The sequence below is a fragment of the Enterobacter sp. I4 genome (assembly GCF_022669095.1).
In the GTDB taxonomy this organism is placed as follows: Bacteria; Pseudomonadota; Gammaproteobacteria; order Enterobacterales; family Enterobacteriaceae; genus Enterobacter; species Enterobacter pasteurii.
In genome coordinates this window covers 2093397-2112078 of sequence record NZ_JALBUO010000001.1, presented here as the reverse complement: position 1 = coordinate 2112078, position 18682 = coordinate 2093397, and the positions used below count along the sequence as shown (strand labels likewise).

The 18682-nt window shown below is 57.8% G+C and carries 19 protein-coding genes and 1 pseudogene; 4 read left to right on the top strand and 16 right to left on the bottom strand.

Annotation, left to right across the window (positions count from 1 at the left end):
• Nucleotides 1–10 precede the first annotated feature (10 nt).
• Complete coding sequence (gene nhoA / locus MOQ06_RS10090) at nt 11–856, bottom strand: N-hydroxyarylamine O-acetyltransferase (RefSeq protein ID WP_242172677.1); 846 nt, start codon at nt 854–856, stop codon at nt 11–13.
• Between the two features lie 108 nt (nt 857–964).
• On the opposite strand from nhoA, the gene MOQ06_RS10085 reads away from it, so the two are divergent.
• Nucleotides 965–1537 carry a flavin reductase family protein gene (locus tag MOQ06_RS10085; protein ID WP_242172675.1) on the top strand — a complete coding sequence of 191 codons (573 nt, stop codon included), beginning with the start codon at nt 965–967 and terminating at the stop codon, nt 1535–1537.
• 49 nt (nt 1538–1586) lie between these two features.
• Here the strand turns inward: MOQ06_RS10085 and fusA are convergent, their stop codons facing one another.
• The gene (gene fusA, locus MOQ06_RS10080) at nt 1587–3686 is read right to left on the bottom strand and encodes an elongation factor G (protein ID WP_148419788.1); all 2100 of its coding nucleotides are present in this window, start codon (nt 3684–3686) and stop codon (nt 1587–1589) included.
• A gap of 161 nt (nt 3687–3847) precedes the next feature.
• On the opposite strand from fusA, the gene MOQ06_RS10075 reads away from it, so the two are divergent.
• Complete coding sequence (locus tag MOQ06_RS10075) at nt 3848–4159, top strand: helix-turn-helix domain-containing protein (RefSeq protein ID WP_193355180.1); 312 nt, start codon at nt 3848–3850, stop codon at nt 4157–4159.
• Here MOQ06_RS10075 and MOQ06_RS10070 read toward each other — a convergent pair.
• Complete coding sequence (locus tag MOQ06_RS10070; protein ID WP_176610260.1) at nt 4148–5080, bottom strand: LysR family transcriptional regulator; 933 nt, start codon at nt 5078–5080, stop codon at nt 4148–4150. The two genes, MOQ06_RS10075 and MOQ06_RS10070, sit on opposite strands and share 12 nt — an antisense overlap.
• Before the next feature lie 85 nt (nt 5081–5165).
• On the opposite strand from MOQ06_RS10070, the gene MOQ06_RS10065 reads away from it, so the two are divergent.
• Entirely contained in the window at nt 5166–5642 is a 477-nt protein-coding gene (locus MOQ06_RS10065) for a GNAT family N-acetyltransferase (protein ID WP_242172673.1), read from the top strand.
• Nucleotides 5643–5778: 136 nt separating this feature from the next.
• Here MOQ06_RS10065 and MOQ06_RS10060 read toward each other — a convergent pair whose 3' ends face one another.
• The 13 genes and pseudogenes from MOQ06_RS10060 to MOQ06_RS10000 all read right to left on the bottom strand — a co-directional run bounded on the left by MOQ06_RS10060 (nt 5779) and on the right by MOQ06_RS10000 (nt 17370).
• Entirely contained in the window at nt 5779–6414 is a 636-nt protein-coding gene (locus tag MOQ06_RS10060; RefSeq protein WP_242172670.1) for a helix-turn-helix domain-containing protein, read from the bottom strand.
• Between the two features lie 90 nt (nt 6415–6504).
• Nucleotides 6505–7506, bottom strand: a complete 1002-nt coding sequence (locus MOQ06_RS10055; RefSeq protein WP_242172668.1) for a Kdo(2)-lipid IV(A) acyltransferase — start codon at nt 7504–7506, stop codon at nt 6505–6507.
• Nucleotides 7507–7689: 183 nt separating this feature from the next.
• Nucleotides 7690–7920: a tautomerase PptA gene (gene pptA, locus MOQ06_RS10050; protein ID WP_148419782.1), complete on the bottom strand. Its 231-nt coding sequence runs from the start codon at nt 7918–7920 to the stop codon at nt 7690–7692.
• 38 nt (nt 7921–7958) lie between these two features.
• Complete coding sequence (locus MOQ06_RS10045; protein WP_242172665.1) at nt 7959–8576, bottom strand: glutathione S-transferase family protein; 618 nt, start codon at nt 8574–8576, stop codon at nt 7959–7961.
• A gap of 166 nt (nt 8577–8742) precedes the next feature.
• Nucleotides 8743–9630: a transporter substrate-binding domain-containing protein gene (locus MOQ06_RS10040; RefSeq protein WP_242172663.1), complete on the bottom strand. Its 888-nt coding sequence runs from the start codon at nt 9628–9630 to the stop codon at nt 8743–8745.
• Nucleotides 9631–9639: 9 nt separating this feature from the next.
• A complete protein-coding gene (locus tag MOQ06_RS10035; protein WP_242172661.1) occupies nt 9640–10413 on the bottom strand; it encodes an amino acid ABC transporter ATP-binding protein in 774 nt (257 codons plus the stop codon).
• Entirely contained in the window at nt 10397–11323 is a 927-nt protein-coding gene (locus MOQ06_RS10030; protein ID WP_242172658.1) for an amino acid ABC transporter permease, read from the bottom strand. The genes MOQ06_RS10035 and MOQ06_RS10030 overlap by 17 nt, the downstream gene beginning before the upstream one ends.
• 9 nt (nt 11324–11332) lie before the next feature.
• Nucleotides 11333–11842 carry a GNAT family N-acetyltransferase gene (locus tag MOQ06_RS10025; RefSeq protein WP_148419777.1) on the bottom strand — a complete coding sequence of 170 codons (510 nt, stop codon included), beginning with the start codon at nt 11840–11842 and terminating at the stop codon, nt 11333–11335.
• A gap of 9 nt (nt 11843–11851) precedes the next feature.
• Nucleotides 11852–14115 (bottom strand): annotated as a pseudogene (locus tag MOQ06_RS10020) (NtaA/DmoA family FMN-dependent monooxygenase).
• Between the two features lie 16 nt (nt 14116–14131).
• The gene (locus MOQ06_RS10015; protein ID WP_242172657.1) at nt 14132–15253 is read right to left on the bottom strand and encodes an amidohydrolase; all 1122 of its coding nucleotides are present in this window, start codon (nt 15251–15253) and stop codon (nt 14132–14134) included.
• Nucleotides 15250–16251: an LLM class flavin-dependent oxidoreductase gene (locus tag MOQ06_RS10010; protein WP_176610249.1), complete on the bottom strand. Its 1002-nt coding sequence runs from the start codon at nt 16249–16251 to the stop codon at nt 15250–15252. Before MOQ06_RS10010 ends, MOQ06_RS10015 begins: the two co-directional genes overlap by 4 nt.
• A gap of 109 nt (nt 16252–16360) precedes the next feature.
• Complete coding sequence (locus MOQ06_RS10005) at nt 16361–16900, bottom strand: shikimate kinase (RefSeq protein WP_242172653.1); 540 nt, start codon at nt 16898–16900, stop codon at nt 16361–16363.
• Between the two features lie 71 nt (nt 16901–16971).
• Entirely contained in the window at nt 16972–17370 is a 399-nt protein-coding gene (locus MOQ06_RS10000) for a cupin domain-containing protein (protein ID WP_242172650.1), read from the bottom strand.
• A gap of 112 nt (nt 17371–17482) precedes the next feature.
• Here MOQ06_RS10000 and MOQ06_RS09995 point away from each other — a divergent pair, with 112 nt between their 5' ends.
• A complete protein-coding gene (locus tag MOQ06_RS09995) occupies nt 17483–18373 on the top strand; it encodes a LysR family transcriptional regulator (protein ID WP_242172647.1) in 891 nt (296 codons plus the stop codon).
• Nucleotides 18374–18682 lie beyond the last annotated feature (309 nt).

Sequence of the window (18682 nt, the reverse complement as noted above, 5' to 3'; positions counted from 1 at the left end):
ACGCTAATCCCTATTTCCCGGCCTGCGGATGCGTATCAAACCCTGCCATCACCGCCGTCAACTCTGCCAGGGAAAAACCGTGCTTCGGATCGTCAACCCCCAGCCCAAAGCGCTCCTGCATCAGCTGATACAGCGCTTGTGCATCCGGCAGCGCGATCTGCTCCTCCACGTGGCCGTTCTGCCAGTGGGTAAAGTTAAAGTTGGTCAGCGTCAGCTTGCCGCCGTCCGACAGGTGGCGGCACATCAGCAGATGATGGCGGAAATGGGACTGCGGCCAGTGCGCGGACCAGAAGTTTCCCATCACGTAATCACTGAAATACTGGGTCGTCAGGTCAAAGTGGTACATCGACTGCCAGTGCTCGTGATGGCGGAACTGTAGCACCCAGTCGTTGCCCTCGCTCAGCAGGCGGTACATGCCGTGCGGGGTCTCCTGCTCCTCGTTGGCGAGTAACCGAATCGGCGCCGTCAGCGTTTGTCCGCCAAACCCCACATCGGCGATCCAGCGCTCGCCGTTCAGCTCCACCAGCAGCAGCCGGTGCGTGCGCGGCGGCATCTGGGACGGATTTGCCAGCACGACCCGCCCCAGCACGCTGCGTACCGTAAATCCGACTTCACGTAATACTCGCTCGAACAGGCCGTTTTGCTCGAAGCAGTATCCCCCGCGCCGGGCGGTAACCAGTTTGTCCACCAGACACCCGTCGTCCAGATGGATCTCCCGCGGCAAAACGACGTCGATATTCTCGAAAGGGATCGCGCAGTTGTGGTGTAAATGCAGCGCGCGCAGGGTGTCGATATCAACAGACGTCGGCAGGGTCCAGCCGATGCGGGCGAAGTAGGCAGTCAGAAATGGGGACATGCTTCAGTTTCCTTTGAGAGTGATGTTGAGTTTATAAACTAATTTCGCGCACCCACTTTGATTTCCGTGCTTTTTCGCCATACTCATCACTAAAAACAAGGAGCCACCATGAGCCACTTTCGCCCTGTAGAATTACGTCATGCCAGCCGCCTTTTGAATCACGGTCCGACCGTGCTCATCACCAGCCGGGATGACGTCATCGATCGTCGCAACGTCATGGCCGCCGCGTGGTCTATGCCGGTAGAGTTTGAACCCCCGCGTATCGCGATAGTGGTGGACAAAAGCGCGTGGTCACGGGAGCTGATCGAGCGCAGCGGAAAATTCGGCATTGTGATACCCGGCGTGGCGGCAGCGAACTGGACCTACGCCGTCGGCAGCGTCAGCGGGCGCGACGAGGATAAATTTAACTGCTACGGGATCCCGGTTATTCATGGCCCCGAGCTTGGCCTGCCGGTCATTGAAGAGAAATGTCTGGCGTGGATGGAGTGCCGGCTATTGCCCGCGACCTCTGCGGCAGAGAAATATGACACCCTGTTTGGTGAGGTCGTTTCCGCCGCCGCGGACGAACGCGCGTTCGTTGCCGGACGCTGGCAGTTTGACGGGGATAAGCTGAATACGCTGCATCATCTTGGCGCCGGAACGTTTGTCGCCAGCGGGAAAATGGTTAAGGCGCTGGAGTAGCGCAACCTCCAAAGAGAAAGCCCCCTTCCTGAGGAAGAGGGCTTTTTTGTTACCTCACACGCTTCGCAATAATCTCATCCGCTACGTTCCGCGGTGCTTCTGCGAAATGATGGAACTCCATCGTATACGTCGCGCGCCCCTGGGACATCGAGCGCAGCGTGGTGGCGTAGCCAAACATCTCGGCCAGCGGCACGTCAGCACGGATAATCTGGCTGCCGTACTGCTCTGCCATCCCCTGCACCATGCCGCGACGGGAGGAGAGATCGCCCATAATATTACCGGCATACTCTTCCGGCGTTTCTACCTCGACGTGCATGACCGGCTCAAGAATAACCGGATCCGCGCGCCGTGCGCCCTCCTTAAAGCCGAGGATCGCCGCCATGCGGAAGGCCATTTCCGACGAGTCGACGTCATGGTACGAACCGAACGTCAGGGTCGCCTTCACGTCGACCACCGGATAACCCGCCAGCACCCCGGTATTCATGGCCTCGCGCAGCCCTTTTTCCACGGAGGGGATGTACTCGCGCGGCACCACGCCGCCTTTGGTGGCGTCTTCAAAGACAAAACCGCTTCCGGCGTCCAGCGGCTCCAGGCTCAGGACTACGTGGCCGTACTGCCCTTTACCGCCGGACTGCCGGACAAATTTGCCTTCGATATCCTTCACCGCCTTACGCAGGGTTTCACGGTAGGTGACCTGCGGACGACCGATGTTCGCCTCTACGCCAAACTCCCGCTTCATGCGGTCGACGATGATTTCCAGGTGCAGCTCGCCCATGCCGGAGATAATCGTCTGGCCGGACTCCTCGTCCGTGTGCAGGCGGAACGACGGATCTTCCGCCGCAAGGCGCTGCAGCGCAATTCCCATTTTCTCCTGGTCGGCCTTGGTTTTTGGCTCGATCGCCAGCGAAATAACCGGATCCGGGAACTCCATGCGTTCAAGCGTAATTACCGCATTCGGGTCGGTGAGCGTATCGCCGGTGGTAACGTCTTTCAGCCCGACGCAGGCCGCGATATCGCCCGCACGCAGCTCGTCCACCTCGTGGCGATCGTTGGCATGCATCAGAACAATGCGCCCGATACGCTCTTTCTTGCCCTTCACCGGGTTATAGACCGCGTCGCCTTTGCGCAGTATGCCGGAGTAGACGCGGATAAAGGTCAGCTGGCCGACGTACGGATCGCTCATCAGCTTGAAGGCCAGCGCCGAGAACGGTTCATCATCGCTGGGGTGACGCTCAGCATGCTGACCGTTTTCATCAACGCCATCAATGGCGGGCACGTCCAGCGGGGACGGCATCAGCTCGATAACCGCGTCGAGCATGCGCTGCACGCCCTTGTTCTTAAAGGCGCTGCCGCACAGCATCGGCTGAATTTCACCGGAGATGGTACGGCTACGCAGCCCCTGGATGATTTCAGCCTCGTCCAGATCGCCCGTCTCAAGGTACTTGTCCATCAGCGCGTCGCTTGCTTCCGCTGCGGCAGAAACCATCTTTTCACGCCACTCCTGAGCGGTACTCAGCAGGTCGTCAGGCACCGGCGCGTAGCTAAACGCCATCCCCTGCGTCGCATCGTCCCAGAGGATGGTGCGCATCTTGATGAGATCCACCACGCCGGTGAAATGCTCTTCTGCGCCAACCGGGATCACAATCGGGACCGGGTTAGCCTTCAGACGCTCCTGCATCATCCGCACCACGCGGAAGAAATCCGCGCCCGGGCGGTCCATTTTATTGACGAACGCCAGCCGCGGGACGTGGTATTTGTTCGCCTGGCGCCAGACGGTTTCCGACTGCGGCTGCACGCCGCCGACGGAGTCATACACCATTACGGCACCGTCGAGCACGCGCATGGAACGTTCCACCTCAATGGTGAAATCCACGTGGCCCGGGGTGTCGATGATGTTGATCCGGTGCGGCTCAAAGCTCCGGTCCATGCCGGGCCAGAAACAGCTCACCGCTGCCGACGTAATGGTGATCCCGCGCTCCTGCTCCTGCGCCATCCAGTCGGTAGTTGCCGCGCCATCGTGTACTTCACCCAGCTTGTGGCTCATCCCGGTATAAAACAGGATGCGCTCGGTGGTGGTTGTTTTACCGGCATCGATATGCGCGGAGATACCGATGTTGCGATAACGTTCGAGGGGGATGGGTCGGGGCATGATATTTCCTTAAGTCATAATGACTGATGTGTGACGACCGGGATGGTCGCGTGTTCGTTCGTTTGTTATAATAGTCCCATTGTACGAGTATTATCGAACTGTTTTTTAACGGTTGACCTATTGTTGATATAGCTCAATCTGACGTGAGACGCAGGAAAACGATGATCCCAAACCACCCCGAACCTGAACAAATACTGCTGGAAAATGTGCTGTTTGCCCTCGGCAATCCGCTGCGGCTGGCGATTATCCGTCGGCTGGCCGACGGCAGCGAACTGAGCTGCAACGCCCTGCGGCCGGAAGATGTGGTGAAATCCACCATGACCCACCACTGGCGCGTGCTGCGCGACAGCGGCGTGATCTGGCAGCGCCCACAGGGGCGCGAGAATATGATTTCACTGCGAAGAGAAGATCTGGATGCCCGCTTTCCGGGGCTGATGGCAATCCTGTTACAGTCGGAATCATCAGCGCGCTGACCGAAGTCCTTCGCCCAGCGCGCGCAGCGTGGCTTTTAGCCAGTTCGTGACGCCTCGCTTACCGCTGCGCTTGTGCGAATAAATCTTCACTTCAAACGGGCTGATGTGGAACGGCAAGGGAAAAATCTTGATGTTTGTCGCTGGCAGCAGCTTTTCAGCGGCGAATCGAGGCAATGCCATCAGCAGATCGCTTTCTGCAATCACAAACGGGGCGCTGAGCATGGACGGGGTTTTGATCGCAATGTGTCGGGTATAGCCCATGCGTTCAAGCTGCAAATCCAGCACCCCCTGCTTCTCGTTCCACGGCGTGACCACAAGATGCCGTGCGGCGAGATAATCCTCCAGCGTCAGCGCGCTCCGGCTCGCGTTGCTAATCACGACATACTCATCCGCGAACCAGCTAATCTCTTCCAGCTCCGGATACCGGAGATCTCCGGTGGTGCTGAATCCCAGGGCCAGATCCACCTCTCCTGCCAGTAATTCCGTCAACGCCGGGCTGTGCGGCAGATAACGTAATTCCAGACGCAGGCCAGGCGCCGCATGCTGAAGCGTATTCATAAGCGCAGGGAAGATGCAGAACGCGGTAAAGTCCGTTATCGCGATCTGTAAACACGCCGTACTCACGGCAGGATCAAACTCCGGCTGCGGCGACAGCTCCTGGTCGAGATATTTCAGGGCCGATGCAATAACGGGCGCAAGCTGCGTGGCATAGACGCTGGGACACATCCGATGCCCCTCCCGGTAGAACAGCGGATCGTTGAGTGAAACGCGCAGCCGTGACAGGGCATGGCTGAGCGCCGAGGTGCTCATCGCCAGCTCGTCCGCCGCCAGACGAACGGAGCTGTGGCGATAAATTGCGTCAAAAACCGGCAGGAGGTTTAAATCAAGGCGACGTAAGGCCGGATGCATAATATTCATCATTCGTTGATTTCATTGCACTTAATTCTTCTGACATTACCCTTTATGCTTACCCTCATCAACCACATACAAAGATAAAGGGACACCAATGAGCGTCACGATCCGTCAGGCGCGGCCTGAAGATGCAGCGGCAATTTACGATATGATTTACGAACTCGCGGTCTATGAAAAAGCGCCGGAAGAAGTGGTCAGCACGCCGGACGAGATCCGCAAAACGCTGTTTGGCGCGGACGGTAAAACCGAAGCGCTGATCGCCGAATACGCAGGACACGCCGTCGGGTATGCCGTTTTCTTCACCAGCTATTCCACCTGGCTTGGCCGTAACGGCATCTATATGGAAGATTTGTACGTCTCTCCGGAATACCGCAGCAGGGGCGCGGGGAAAGCACTGCTGAAAAAGATCGCGCAATGCGCGGTGGAACGTCACTGCGGCCGCCTGGAGTGGAGCGTGCTTGACTGGAACCAGTCTGCCATTGATTTTTATCTGAGCATCGGCGCTGTACCGCAGTCCGAATGGGTACGCTATCGTCTTGATGGCGACGCGTTGCGGACATTTGCTGAATAGCGTCGTCGCATGAAAACGCCCCTCTTTTTAGGGGCATAATGTCAGTGAAAGCGTTACTGAAGCACGGTATATCTGAGAAAAAGATTGCCGCTATTTTTGTCTTCTCATAGGACCGCGACGGGTCATCGACTGAGGCTCATTTCGCAGGAGTCTGACTATAGACCGGGATCCGCCGGGTTGTCATCGTCAGCGTATCGAACACCTCCGTCTCCGACGTCACTATCCTCACGCCGGTTTTCCTTAGCCTCTGCACGTCGGCCGCGATGCGCTGAATGCCAAACCAGAAAAGCCCGTCGAGCGCCGTTACGGATAGCCCATTTTCGAGTGCCAGCCTGAGTCGTTCCCTGGGGGCTTTCACCTGCTGGGCGATTTGCCGGTAAGGCACCTCACTTCCGCCTGCGCTATCGCTTCGCTGGATCCGCGTTTTCAGGTGATAGGTAAATTCGTCAGGAACGCCTTCAAGGTCTTTTTTAAGGCTGTAGACGCAGCCAAACCGCTTGCCGTTGAACAGGACATTTTTTTGGCTGAGCTGAAACTCATTTCTTATCCCATCAATCAGCTGCGGGGCGCGGGTGAGGAGTAACCGGAAGGGAAGCTCAAAGCTGGTTACATAATCCACATTCAGCAGCGCGAGACGCAAACGCTCTTCCGCACCGGACTTCTGCTCGCGACACTCGCGCATCACTTCCGCCCACTGGCGGGTCAGACGTTCCGGCTCTGCCGCTTCGGTAAGGAGATATTTTTCAAGGTGATAGTCGACTCTTCCGGTCATATTTTGCATCCCGACAAGGTGGATGCGGTAATTCTATCCAGCGCCGCCGGTTTTATAAAGGGCGGAGCGCAACGGCATCCGCCCCCTTTGCTACTGCTGGATACTCGACCGATCCGACATATCGCTGGCAGAGAAGGTTCTGGCTGAGGACTTGACCTGTTTTTTTCGCGCATACCGGTCCGGTTGCCCTTCAGGACGCGTTTTGAAGCGACGGTGCAGCCACATATATTGCTCGGGCGCCATCATCACCGCACGCTCAATCGCCCTGTTCATCTGCGTAGCCACGGCCGCCTTATCGCCCCCCTGTAGGTCACCGCTGATATCGTCCAGAATAATCAGCTCGTACCCTGTGCCGTCTGCTTTTCTGCGCGGTACGAACGGGATCACGGCCGGTCTGGCGCTTTTGACCAGCATATAGCTACCGGCGGTTGTCGCGGCGTCCGGGACGGCAAAAAACGGCACGAACACGCTGTTGGTTTTGCCATAGTCGTGATCCGGGGCATACCACAGGATCTCATTTTGCTTAAGCGCGCGGATCATGCCCTTCAGATCGTAGCGGTCGAGCATGGTTTTATTGGAACGCAGGCGACCGCGCGTCTGTAGCCAGTCGAGCAGCGCATTATTGTTGGGACGATATACACCAATTCCCGCATTGAGCATGCCAAAAATGCGCGCGCCCAGCTCAAGCGTCAGAAAATGCATGCCAATAAGCACCACGCCCCTGCCTTGCGCCCTCGCCTGTTCCATGTGCTCGTAGCCGGTCACGCTAAAGTATTTGCGCACGCGCCGGTCTGGCCAGAACCAGGCGATACCCGTTTCGATGACGCCCATCCCGACCGATTCAAAATTACGCTCAAGTAAACGCGCGCGCGCCTCGTCGTTCATGTCCGGAAAGCAAAGCTCCAGATTACGTCTGGCTATCTCCACGCGGCGTGGAAGCAGGCGCATGGCCAGCCGGCCAAGCCCGTGACCCGTTTTTAACAGTAGCGGATACGGTAGCTGTACCGTGCACCAGAGCGCTGCAATGCCGGCCCAGCTGAGCCAGTAACGAGGATGCAAAAAGGCGAGTGAAAACTCAGGTAATTTTGTCATGTGAAAATTATCCTTTTACTAATGTACTTATCGTAGTGCTGTTGCAGTGCTTACCTGCTGATTTAACGGATATTGTTCGGGTGGGGGATTGTAGCGGAATCGTTATGGTTTTTATTATCGATTTTTGCGATAGGAAATAAAGGCGGGTATCGCCGGGTGATATTGCACCACCCGGCAATCAAGCTACATCGAATAGCCGGGCTTCTTAATCAGTTGATCCAGTTTCGGGCCGATCTCGGTATCCCAGACCTGCGCCTTCCAGTCAGCTTCCTGAACCTCCTGAAGCGCCACGGAGATTGAGCGATCTTTGCTGTTCAGATGACGGGCGATCGCTTCGGCGATATCCGCCGCCAGCGCCGTTTTTTGTTCGTCATTCAGATCGCGTGGAAAACATTTGATATCAACGTGTGGCATGTGCAGGCTTCCTTATATGATGTGAGCTTTCAACGTTATCAGATAATGTCGTTAGCTTTTAGCACCTTGTGCAGTTGAGGTAACGCACAGACCGCATCCGCAACTGACGTGATAGCGGGCGTATTGGCAGCGAACCACTCATGACGCGGCCCCCAGGTGCGCGCGACGGCAATAAACACGTCAAGCAGCGTCAGCCGTTCGCCAAGGGCAAAGGGCGAGGCGCTGAGCTGAGCGTCGAACCACAGATAGAGAGATTTGCGGTACTCGATGCAGTTTTTCTTCAGCTGCTCCGGCGCGTCAGGCACCCAGCGCTCCGGATAATCTGCATAGGTAAACGTGGGATAGACGTTGGCAACAAACCAGATAAGCAGGCGCTGAAACTGCTGGCGCTCGGCCTGCCCCACGGGCGGCGCCAGGTCGGGGCATCGGTCGAGCACCATCAGGGCGATCGCCGCGGTTTCCGTCACGATCGTACCGTTTTCCAGCTCCAGCGTCGGCACCTGGCACAGCGGGTTGAGTTTTATCAGCAGCTCGCGCTGCGGGCCGGGCCGGTCAAACCCGTCCACGTTGATAAATTGATAAGGGATGTCTGCCAGGGTCAGCATCACTTCACTGATTGCCGAGCCCCAGCCGGGTACGCCATAGAGTTTAATCATGTTGCCTCCTCAGGGATGAAAACCCTAAGTGTATACCCGTCATACTTCAAGTTGCAGGTGCGTTGGCTGCATTCACTCACCCCAGTCACGTACTTATGTACGCTCCCGGGGATTCGTTCCCTTGCCGCCTTCCTGCAACTCGAATTATTTAGGGTATAGAGCACCATTAGTAGGTTATCCCGGGCGGGTTAACCTCCGAGCTGGTTACCGCTTCGCCCGCCTCCCCCCAGCGCGCCAGCACGTTTTGATAGTCCCCGCGCTTAATCGCACCGTCCAGCGCAGCCTGCAGCGCGTACACCAGCCCGGTCCCTTTTTTGGTGGTGGTAGCGACGTAGGCTTTCTTCGGCCCTAATCCCACGACGCGGGTTTTGCCGGTTAACGCCGCCTTGTAGGCCGATACGGATTGCGGTCCAAAGAACACGTCCGCCCTGCCGGACTGAATATAGAGATTGCCTGAGGCATCGTCGGTCAGATAAACCGGTAATGCAGGCTCGCGTCCGGCCTTTTTATTCTCCTCGTTCCAGCCGAGCAGAATACGTTCCTGATTGGTGCCCGATCCGACAATCACCTTTTTACCGGCCAGATCTTTCGCACTGGAGATCGACCGTACGTTACTGGTGGATTTCACCGAAAAAGCCAGTGAATCGACGCGATAGGTCGCAAAATCGAACTTCTCCTTGCGCTGTTCGGTGACGGCGATATTCACCAACGCCATGTCATAGCGCCCGGAGGCGATCCCCAGCGGCCAGTCTTCCCACGCCGTTGGCACCAGCTTCAGTTTCAGCCCCAGGCTGCCCGCCAGCAACCGGGCGATATCCGGGTCGCTGCCAATACGGGTGCGGTTATCGCTGGCCAGCAGCGCCAGCGGCGGTGAATTCAGGGCGGAAACCGCCACCGTGAGGGTACCTGGCTCAACAAATTTATAGTTCGCCGGAATTTTCGCCACCGCCTGCGGATCAACCGCCACCGGCAGCGGTTGTTCATTGGCTTTTACATCAATGCTGGCATGGCTCGCCGTCGTAAAGATCAGCCCCGCCAGAAGTCCATATTTCATCTGCGCTCCTTACAGCACTTTTGAGAGAAACTGACGCGTTCGCGGATGCGACGGACGGTTTAAGACCTCGTCGCTGCTGCCCTGCTCCACAATTTTTCCGTCGACCATAAACACCACCTGGTCCGCCACTTCCCGGGCGAAGCCGATCTCATGGGTGACCACCACCAGCGTAGTGCCGGAGCGGGCCAGCTTTTTAATCACGTCCAGCACTTCGCCAACCAGTTCCGGGTCAAGCGCCGAGGTGGGCTCATCAAACAGCATCACGCGGGGGCGTAACGCCAGCGCGCGGGCAATGGCAATGCGCTGCTGCTGTCCGCCGGAGAGGTGACGCGACCAGGCATCGGCCTTATCGCGCAGCCCTACTACATCCAGCAGGCCGTACGCGCGCGCTATAGCCGCCTTTCTGGTGAGCTTCTTGTGCGCGATGGGCGCCTCAATCAGGTTTTCCAGCACCGTGAGATGCGGAAAAAGGTTGAAGTTCTGAAACACGTAGCCCACGTTAACGCGCTGTTTGAGGATCTCTTTCTCCTTTAGCTCGTAGAGTTTGTCGCCCTGGCGGCGGTAGCCAATATACTCTCCGTCAATCTGAATAAAGCCTTCATCTACGCGTTCCAGATGGTTAATGGTGCGCAGCAGCGTCGATTTTCCCGAGCCGGATGGGCCGAGGATCACCGTGACGGAACCCGGCGGGATCTCAAGCGTAACGTTATCGAGCGCTTTATGACGGCCAAAAAACTTGCTGACGCCGGTAATAGCAATGTGTCCTTCAGGAGAGGCTTGCATGAATAGGCTCCTGTGCTGGCGAGGTGGTAACGGAACGCGTCCGGCTGGCAGTCCGGTTGTGGTTTACGGCGGAGCGGCGCTCGCTGCGGGCGAGCCCACGCTCAACGACGTGCTGGATGGCAGACAGGACGGTGGTAATCACCAGGTACCAGACGGCACCCACCATCAACAGCGGAATGACCTCCTGCGTGCGGTTGTAGATCATCTGGATCGTGTAGAAAAGCTCCGGCATCGCCAGCACGTAAACCATCGCCGTACCTTTGGCGAGACTGATGATTTCATTGAACCCGGACGGCAAAATGGTGCGCAGCGCCTGCGGAAGAATAATCCGCACGGTGCGACGCCACGCCGGCAGACCCAGCGCAGCCGCCGCCTCATACTGACCATGATCGACCCCAAGGAAGCCCCCGCGGATAATTTCCGCCGTATAGGCGCTCTGCACCAGCGTCAGTCCCACAACGGCGGTAGAAAATTGCCCGAGAACGTTGATGGTTTCAAACTTGCCCCAGGTAATGCCAGTAAAAGGCACGCCGAGAGAGAGCGTGTCGTAGAGATAGGAAAAGTTATAAAGAACGATCAGCACCACGATCAGCGGCAGAGAGCGAAAAAGCCAGATATATCCCCACGCCAGGCTGCTCAACAGCCAGGATGACGAGAGCCGCGCCAGCGCCAGCATGCCGCCAATCACCACGCTCAGCACGGTGCCTATCAGCGTGAGCAGCAGCGTCTGTCCGACACCTTCCAGGATCACCGGGTCAAAGAACCAGCGGGCAAATACGCCCCACTCCCAGCGTGGATTAAAGGCCACGGACTGAATCACGACCGCCAGCACAAACAGCGCCACCGCAGCGCCGACCGTGCGCAGCGGATAACGTGCCGGGACCACTTTTATGGTTTCAACCTTGCTCATCGTCGCTCCTTATGCGGTTTTGCTGAGCGCTTCGCGGATCAGCGTCTTGGTGAAGCGCAGCCGACCATCGAACGGCGGCTGGCTGTACTCTTCCGGATCGCGGTTGAGATCGAACTGCGGCTGATACCCCTGACTCAGATAAAGCCGTACCGCCTCCGGCTGACGAAACCCGGTAGTCAGGTAAATGTGGCTGTAGCCCGCCAGTATCGCCCTGCGCTCCAGCTCCTGTACCACGCGCGCGGCCAGCCCCTGCTGGCGCAGCGTTTTATTCGTCCAGATACGCTTGATTTCTGCCGTGCGTTCGTCGAAGGGTTTATAAGCGCCGGTAGCGATGATTTCGCCATCGCGCTCCAGCACGATAAACAGCCCCTGCGGCGCCAGGTACCACTCCGTCAGCTCGACTTCTGCATCTTTTGAAAAGTAGTCGCCGTAACGAGCGGCGTATTCACCGAACAGCCCGACGATAATGGGCTGAAGATCGGCGTCTTCCGGCGAAACGTCACGAAATTGTTCCCGCATAGCGCCTCCTTAATCGCCCAGACCAGCCGGGTTAACTTCGGAATGGGGGATACGCTCAACGCCTTCCCCCCAGCGGTTCAGCACGTTGTCGTAATCTCCGTTCTTAATTACGCCGTTAAGCGCCGTTTGAACCGGTTCAACCAGGCCGCTCCCTTTTTTCAGCGTCACCGCGATATGCGCCGCCTTCGGCCAGCCGCCGTCGACGCTGCCGACCAGCCTGGTTTTACCGTTCAGCGCCGCTTTCCAGGCGCCGATCACGTTCGGGCCAAAATAGGCGTCAGCGCGGCCTGACTGTAGCGCGAGGGTTTGCGCCGCATCGTCTTTGGTGTAGACCGGGATAAACGGCTTAAGCCCTTTTTTCAGGTTCGCTTCGTTCCACGCCAGCAGGATCGCCTCCTGGTTGGTGCCGGAGCCGACGATGATGCGCAGCCCGGCGATATCTTCCGCCTTCTGCAGCGACGCGATCGGGCTGGTGGATTTCACGTAAAAGCCAAGGGAATCCTTGCGGTAGGTGGCGAAGTCGAACTTCTCCTTGCGCGCTTTGGTGACGGTGATATTGCTGATCGCCGCGTCGTATTTCCCGGATGCAACCCCCAGCGGCCAGTCCTCCCAGGAGGTGGGCACTACGTTGAGCTCGAGCCCGAGGCTGTCCGCCACCAGGCGCGCAATGTCGACCTCACTCCCAAGCAGAGTTTTGTTGTCGTCGGAAAAGACCGTCAGCGGCGGCTGATTCAGTCCCGCCACCGCCACGGTAAATTTCCCCGGCACGGCAAAGCGGTAGTCTTTCGGCAACTGCGCGATCGCATCGCTGTTTTTGGCGGTATGGATCGGCGTTTTATTCACCTCAATGCTCACGCCGGTGCCGTTAATATTGACGTTCTCTGCCCAGACGGCAGGGGTAAAGGCCAGCGCAAGCGCCAGAATAAGCGATGATTTCTGCATAGCGTTTTTCTCTTTTATTGTTGTGTGAACTGATTTTTGGGTTCGTCTAAGCCCAGGCTTTCGCGCAGCGTGGTGCCGGGATACTCGCTGCGGAAAAGGCCGCGCGCCTGTAAAACGGGCACCACCTGGTCGACAAAGCGCGCAAAGGTGTCCGGCGTACCGCCCTGAATAATGAAGCCGTCAGCCGCCTTCTCCTCGAACCAGGCCTGTAATCCATCGGCCACCTGCTCCGGCGTGCCGGAAAAACGCGGGCGCGGCGATGCGGCTTCCAGCGCGACCTGACGCAGAGTTAAGTTGCGCTCACGGGCGTTACGCTTGATTTCATCGGTGGTGCTGCGGAAGCTGTTTTTGCCTAAATCGCCAATATCCGGGAACGGCGCGTCGAGGGGATACTGGCTGAAGTCGTGATGCTCGAAATAACGTCCGAGATAGTTCAGCGCATCATGAATGGAGACCAGCGCCGCCGTGGTTTGATACTGGTTTTCAACGTCATCGGCGTCGTTTCCGACAATCACGCTGACGCCCTGGAATATATGTAAATCCCCTGCGCGGCGACCGTGACTTTCCAGCTGCTGTTTAACATCGCGGTAAAAGGCCCGGGCTTCTTCCAGCGTTTCATGGTGGGTAAAGATGGCGTCGGCGTGTTTCGCCGCCAGCTTTTTACCGTCATCCGACGCGCCGGCCTGAAAGACAATCGGACGCCCCTGCGGCGTGCGGCCAATGTTCAGCGGGCCGGAAACCCGGAAGAAATCCCCGTGGTGATCCAGGGTATGCAGTTTTGACGCGTCGAAAAACTGTCCGCTCTCCTTATTGCGGATAAAGGCATCCCCTTCCCAGGAATCCCATAACCCTTTGACCACGTCGAGATACTCATCGGCAATGCGGTAGCGCAGCGCATGCTCAGGATGTTTGTCGCGGGAGAAGTTTTTCGCTGACCCTTCCAGCGGTGAGGTCACAACGTTCCAGCCCGCGCGGCCGTTGCTCAGGTGATCGAGGCTGGCAAACTGGCGCGCCACGGTGAAAGGCTCGCTGTAGGAGGTGGACAACGTGCCGACCAGCCCCAGGCGCGAGGTAACGCTTGCCAGCGCGGACAAAACCGTCAGCGGCTCAAAGCGGTTTAAAAAATGCGGAATGGATTTCTCGTTAATATAAAGACCGTCGGCCACAAAAATAAAGTCGAGCTTGCCCTCTTCCGCTTTTAATGCCGTTTCTTTAACGAAATCAAAATTAATGCTGGCATCCGCGACCGCCGCCGGATGACGCCAGGCGGACATATTTCCGGATGCACCATGCAAAATGGTACCCAGCCGCAATTGACGATTTGCAGACATATTCACCTCAAATAAATTAAACGTGTTGCAGGGCTTTTTCCGCGAGCTGTGCAAAATAGCGGGCAGCGGGTTCGATTAGTGCTTCGTCCGGGTTAAATGCCGGATGGTGTAAACCAAACGGGCTGTTGCTGCCAATGCTGACAAACGCGCCGGGAATGTTTTGCAGATAGACCGCAAAATCTTCCCCACCCATGTGCAATTCAGCATGCCGGGTCTCATACCCCGCCTCGCGCGCGACCGAGGCGGCAAACGCGGCCCAGCGCTCGTCGTTAACCAGCGCGGCTGGCCCGGCGTACCAGGTGATGTTGATCTGCGCGCTAAAGGCGCTGGCAAATCCGGCGGCGATTTCACCGACGCGCGCCTTCACGTTCTGCTGCACTTCCGTGCGGTGCGTGCGCAGCGTGCCCTCCAGCTCAACGCTTTCCGGCAGCACGTTCCAGGTATTCCCCCCGGCGATGCGCGTCACGCTTAGTACGACCGAATCCAGCGTGTTGACGTTACGGCTGGCCACGCTTTGCAGCGCGGTCACCAGCTGGCTTGCCAGCACGATGGCGTCGTTGCCTTCATGGGGGCGAGCGGCATGCGCGCCTTTACCGGTAATATGAATAACGAAGCGATCGACGTTGGCATAAAACGGACCGCCGCGCGTGGCAAATTCACCAACCGGCAGTGAAGGCTCGTTATGCATCCCGAAAATCGCGCGCACGTCGCGTAACGCCCCGGCACGCACCATGCTTTTCGCTCCGCCGAAATTTTCTTCCGCAGGCTGGAACAGGATCCGCACGCGGCCGTTGAGCGAGGTTTCCCGCTCCTTCAGCTTTAACGCGGCGCCGAGGATCACGCTGGTGTGAACGTCGTGACCGCAGGCGTGCATCACTCCCGCACGTCTGGAGGTAAACGGCACCCCGCTGCGCTCATCGATGGGTAACGCGTCGATATCGGCGCGCAGCGCAACCAGTGCATTGCCCGCGCCGATCTCCGCAACCAGCCCGGTCTGAAGATCGTAATCCAGCGGAGCAATCCCGGCCGCCGTCAGCCACTTGCGCAGGCGAGCCGTTGTTTCGACCTCCTGACCGGACAGTTCAGGGTTCTGGTGCAGCTCACGGCGCCAGGCAATCAGCTGTTCGCAAAAGCTCATACGGTAACCTCCCTGTTAAGACGCGCCTCGGCCAGCAGCCGCAGGGACTGCACGCGCGTTGCGCCATCAGCTACCGGCGTGTCGATGATAAATTCGTCAATCCCCCACTGCTGATGCAGCGCGTTAAGCCGTTCAAGCACCGATGCCGCCGTTCCGGCCAGCAGAGACTGCGCCCGACGCGCGATGCGCACCGGTTCGCTGCCCGCCTGCCGCGCAAAGGCGTAGGCCTGTTCTTCGCTGGCCACGGTGACGCGTTGCCCGTTTGCCAGCTCCACGCCCCACACTTCAACCTTCTGCGCCAGAGCGTCGGCCTCTGACTGGGTTGGGGCAACAATGACCTGCACGGCCACCATCACCTCCCGGACGCTGTGTTGACGCCAGGCCGTGACGACCTCGCGCAGCAGTTCCGGGTCACCGTTCAGGTGGGCGGCAAAGACAAAATGCCAGTCGAGCGAGGCCGCCAGCAGCGCGCTTTCGGTGCTGGCGCCCAGCAGAAAGCCTTGCGCAGGCACCGGAGGCAGAGGCGTGGCGCGAACCGTCTCCTCCGCTGCCTGATTTTCAGGGCGGATCCACCGTTCGAGCTGCGTCAGTTGTTCCGCGAAGCTGCCTTTCTCCTGCGGATTAAGGCCGTGCTGCAAGGCACGGGTCGAGAGCGGCAGACCGCCGGGCGCTTTACCGACCCCCAGATCAACCCGGCCCGGCGCAAGGGCGGCCAGTACGTTAAAATTTTCGGCGACTTTATAGGGGCTGTAATGTTGCAGCATGACGCCGCCTGAGCCCACGCGAATACGCTTTGTTTGCCCGAGGATCCAGGCAATCAGCAGCTCCGGCGAGGGGCTGGCAAGCGCCGGGGTATTGTGGTGTTCGGCAATCCAGAAGCGGTGGTAGCCCAGAGTCTCCGCCAGCTGCGCCAGCGTTAAGGTACGCGCCAGCGCATCGGCGGCGGTTTCGTGTTCTGCGACGGGGCTTTTATCCAGAATGCTGATTCGCCATGACATGTTGCGTTCTCGTTTGACTTAACATGTCGTCATTATTAAAGGCGGATTTCACCTCTGAGAAACAATTAATTTACATTTGAATTGCCGGAAAACGGGAATAGCGGATCCGTCATCGGCCTGACTGGAGCGAAGTAATGAGTGCTTCCGCTTCCCGCCGTCGGGTAATGCGGAGAAAGCGAATGTGCGCGTACTGCGGGTTTTGCATATCCGCTTCATAGCGTTTGCGGTTGCTGCGCCAGGTTTTGATCGTCCAGATGATAATCGAGTCCTTGCTAAAGAACGATCGACGAAAGCTTTCACGGTTCCCCGTGCCGGGCCAGAGCTCCTGTTTGTGCCAGGCGCGTCTGAAGGCGCGCGTCACCGCCTGCCAGAGCGTGCGGCTAAACCCACGATCTATCCACACCACCAGATCAACGTCGCGCCACTTTACGTCGCGCGTGCGGTTGTAATTCCCGTCCAGGACCCAGTCAGGCGAGGCGGCGAGCGCCTTTTCCAGCGTTGCGAGAAACTCATCATCCGGGGTTCCCTGCCAGTTCGCTCGCCAGTAAAGCCTGTCCATCTCAATGTAAGGGATGGCCAGCGCCTCAGCGATTCGCCTGCCAAGGGTACTTTTCCCACTTCCGCTGGTGCCTATGATATTGATTTTCACCGTTCCACCTGCAAATGCTAAAGTAAACGGATCGAATCATAACGTTAAAAATTTGTTTACGAAACGCCAGGCTAAGCGTCCGGATACTGCTCGTCGGTGACCTTCTCCAGCCACGCCACCGGACTCCCGTCGACCGCTTCCGCGATGGCGATATGGGTCATCGCTGTCTGCACGCTTGCGCCGTGCCAGTGCTTCACGCCGGGTGGGATCCAGGCGATATCCCCCTGATTCAGCGGTTCCGCCTCTTTGCCCCACTCCTGTAACCAGCCGCGTCCCTGCGTCACGATCAGCGTTTGTCCAAGTGGATGCGTATGCCAGGCGGTACGTGCGCCGGGCTCAAAAGTGACGTTCGCGCCGCCAACTTTTGCCGGTTCAGTCGCCTGGAAAGGCGCATCGATGCGCACGTTGCCGGTGAACCAGGCGTCTGGCCCCTTAACGGAAGGTAGCGAACCGCTACGAATAATTTTCATGATTTACTCCTCGTTTGCTGTTGTGTTAACGGTAGCGTAAAGCCGCTGTGAGCATTAGAGTGCATAATCAGAAAGGAACCATGAATTCAATTCATAAATTGGATACGCCGCTATGCTAAAAGAAAATTTAAACGATCTGCTCTCCTTTATGGTCGTCGCCCGGGAGCGCAGCTTTACCCGTGCCGCTGCGCAGCTGGGAGTATCACAGTCGGCACTCAGCCACGCGATGCGCAATCTGGAAGCGAGGCTGGAAGTACGTTTGTTGACCCGCACCACCCGCAGCGTGGCCCCAACCGAGGCCGGCGAGCAACTCTTCATGCGCTTAAGCCCCCATCTGCTGGAAATTGAGCAGGAACTCACCGCGCTGCGGGATACGCGGGACAAACCCGCCGGGAATATTCGCCTTACCGCCGGGGAACACGCCATGTCTGCGGTGCTGTGGCCTGTGCTTAAACCCTTTCTGGCGCAGTATCCTGACATTAGCATTGAAGTCACGGTGGACGATGGGCTGACAGATATTGTCGATGGCCGCTTTGACGCGGGGGTGCGTCTGGGTGATCAGGTAGCGAAAGATATGATTGCGGTGCGTATTGCACCAGACATGCGAATGGCGGTCGTCGGGTCGGCAGATTATCTGCAACGTTTCGGCGTGCCGGAAACGCCAGAGCAGCTTGAACAACACCGCTGCATAAATATGCGCCTACCCACACGCGGCGGATTATATGCCTGGGAATTTGAACGGGACGGACGAGAGCTGCGCGTGCGGGTTGACGGCCAGCTGATCCTCAACGGCCTGCCGCAACGCATCGACGCCGCCGAAAACGGTCTGGGGCTGGCGTACGTTCCAGAAGATGCGGTTCTCGACGCTCTTGCTAAGGGCCGCTTAGTACGTGTTCTTGAAGCCTGGTGTCCGGCTTTTACGGGTTATCATCTGTATTATCCGAGCCGCCGCCAGCACACTACCGCGTTTGCATTACTCATTGCAGCCCTGCGGCATTCATAATCTCTACCTGGGTGTAATTATCAAATAAACCTGATGTATAAACTGGCATTTGGCGGCCTTTTTGCCTAAAAAAACGCCACGATTCAGCGCGTTGCGATCCCCGTCTGCTCTGACCACACGATTTCCTTCGACGCGCATCACTTTCGGCACGGTTATATTTTGCGTCGCTTATCAATTGCGGGTAGGATGCCTCGCCATGTTTTGCCTTATCCATACACAGAATGACTGGAAAGGCAGCATGTGTCTGCGCAGAAGCAATCGTTTGTTCGGGCTGCTGGCAGGCAGGACTATCACGTTAATGGTTCAGAC

Coding starts and splice junctions, on each gene's coding strand:
- nhoA (WP_242172677.1), bottom strand. CDS start 856: ATGTCCCCATTTCTGACTGCCTACTTCGCCCGCATCGGCTGGACCCTG.
- MOQ06_RS10085 (WP_242172675.1), top strand. CDS start 965: ATGAGCCACTTTCGCCCTGTAGAATTACGTCATGCCAGCCGCCTTTTG.
- fusA (WP_148419788.1), bottom strand. CDS start 3,686: ATGCCCCGACCCATCCCCCTCGAACGTTATCGCAACATCGGTATCTCC.
- MOQ06_RS10075 (WP_193355180.1), top strand. CDS start 3,848: ATGATCCCAAACCACCCCGAACCTGAACAAATACTGCTGGAAAATGTG.
- MOQ06_RS10070 (WP_176610260.1), bottom strand. CDS start 5,080: ATGATGAATATTATGCATCCGGCCTTACGTCGCCTTGATTTAAACCTC.
- MOQ06_RS10065 (WP_242172673.1), top strand. CDS start 5,166: ATGAGCGTCACGATCCGTCAGGCGCGGCCTGAAGATGCAGCGGCAATT.
- MOQ06_RS10060 (WP_242172670.1), bottom strand. CDS start 6,414: ATGACCGGAAGAGTCGACTATCACCTTGAAAAATATCTCCTTACCGAA.
- MOQ06_RS10055 (WP_242172668.1), bottom strand. CDS start 7,506: ATGACAAAATTACCTGAGTTTTCACTCGCCTTTTTGCATCCTCGTTAC.
- pptA (WP_148419782.1), bottom strand. CDS start 7,920: ATGCCACACGTTGATATCAAATGTTTTCCACGCGATCTGAATGACGAA.
- MOQ06_RS10045 (WP_242172665.1), bottom strand. CDS start 8,576: ATGATTAAACTCTATGGCGTACCCGGCTGGGGCTCGGCAATCAGTGAA.
- MOQ06_RS10040 (WP_242172663.1), bottom strand. CDS start 9,630: ATGAAATATGGACTTCTGGCGGGGCTGATCTTTACGACGGCGAGCCAT.
- MOQ06_RS10035 (WP_242172661.1), bottom strand. CDS start 10,413: ATGCAAGCCTCTCCTGAAGGACACATTGCTATTACCGGCGTCAGCAAG.
- MOQ06_RS10030 (WP_242172658.1), bottom strand. CDS start 11,323: ATGAGCAAGGTTGAAACCATAAAAGTGGTCCCGGCACGTTATCCGCTG.
- MOQ06_RS10025 (WP_148419777.1), bottom strand. CDS start 11,842: ATGCGGGAACAATTTCGTGACGTTTCGCCGGAAGACGCCGATCTTCAG.
- MOQ06_RS10015 (WP_242172657.1), bottom strand. CDS start 15,253: ATGAGCTTTTGCGAACAGCTGATTGCCTGGCGCCGTGAGCTGCACCAG.
- MOQ06_RS10010 (WP_176610249.1), bottom strand. CDS start 16,251: ATGTCATGGCGAATCAGCATTCTGGATAAAAGCCCCGTCGCAGAACAC.
- MOQ06_RS10000 (WP_242172650.1), bottom strand. CDS start 17,370: ATGAAAATTATTCGTAGCGGTTCGCTACCTTCCGTTAAGGGGCCAGAC.
- MOQ06_RS09995 (WP_242172647.1), top strand. CDS start 17,483: ATGCTAAAAGAAAATTTAAACGATCTGCTCTCCTTTATGGTCGTCGCC.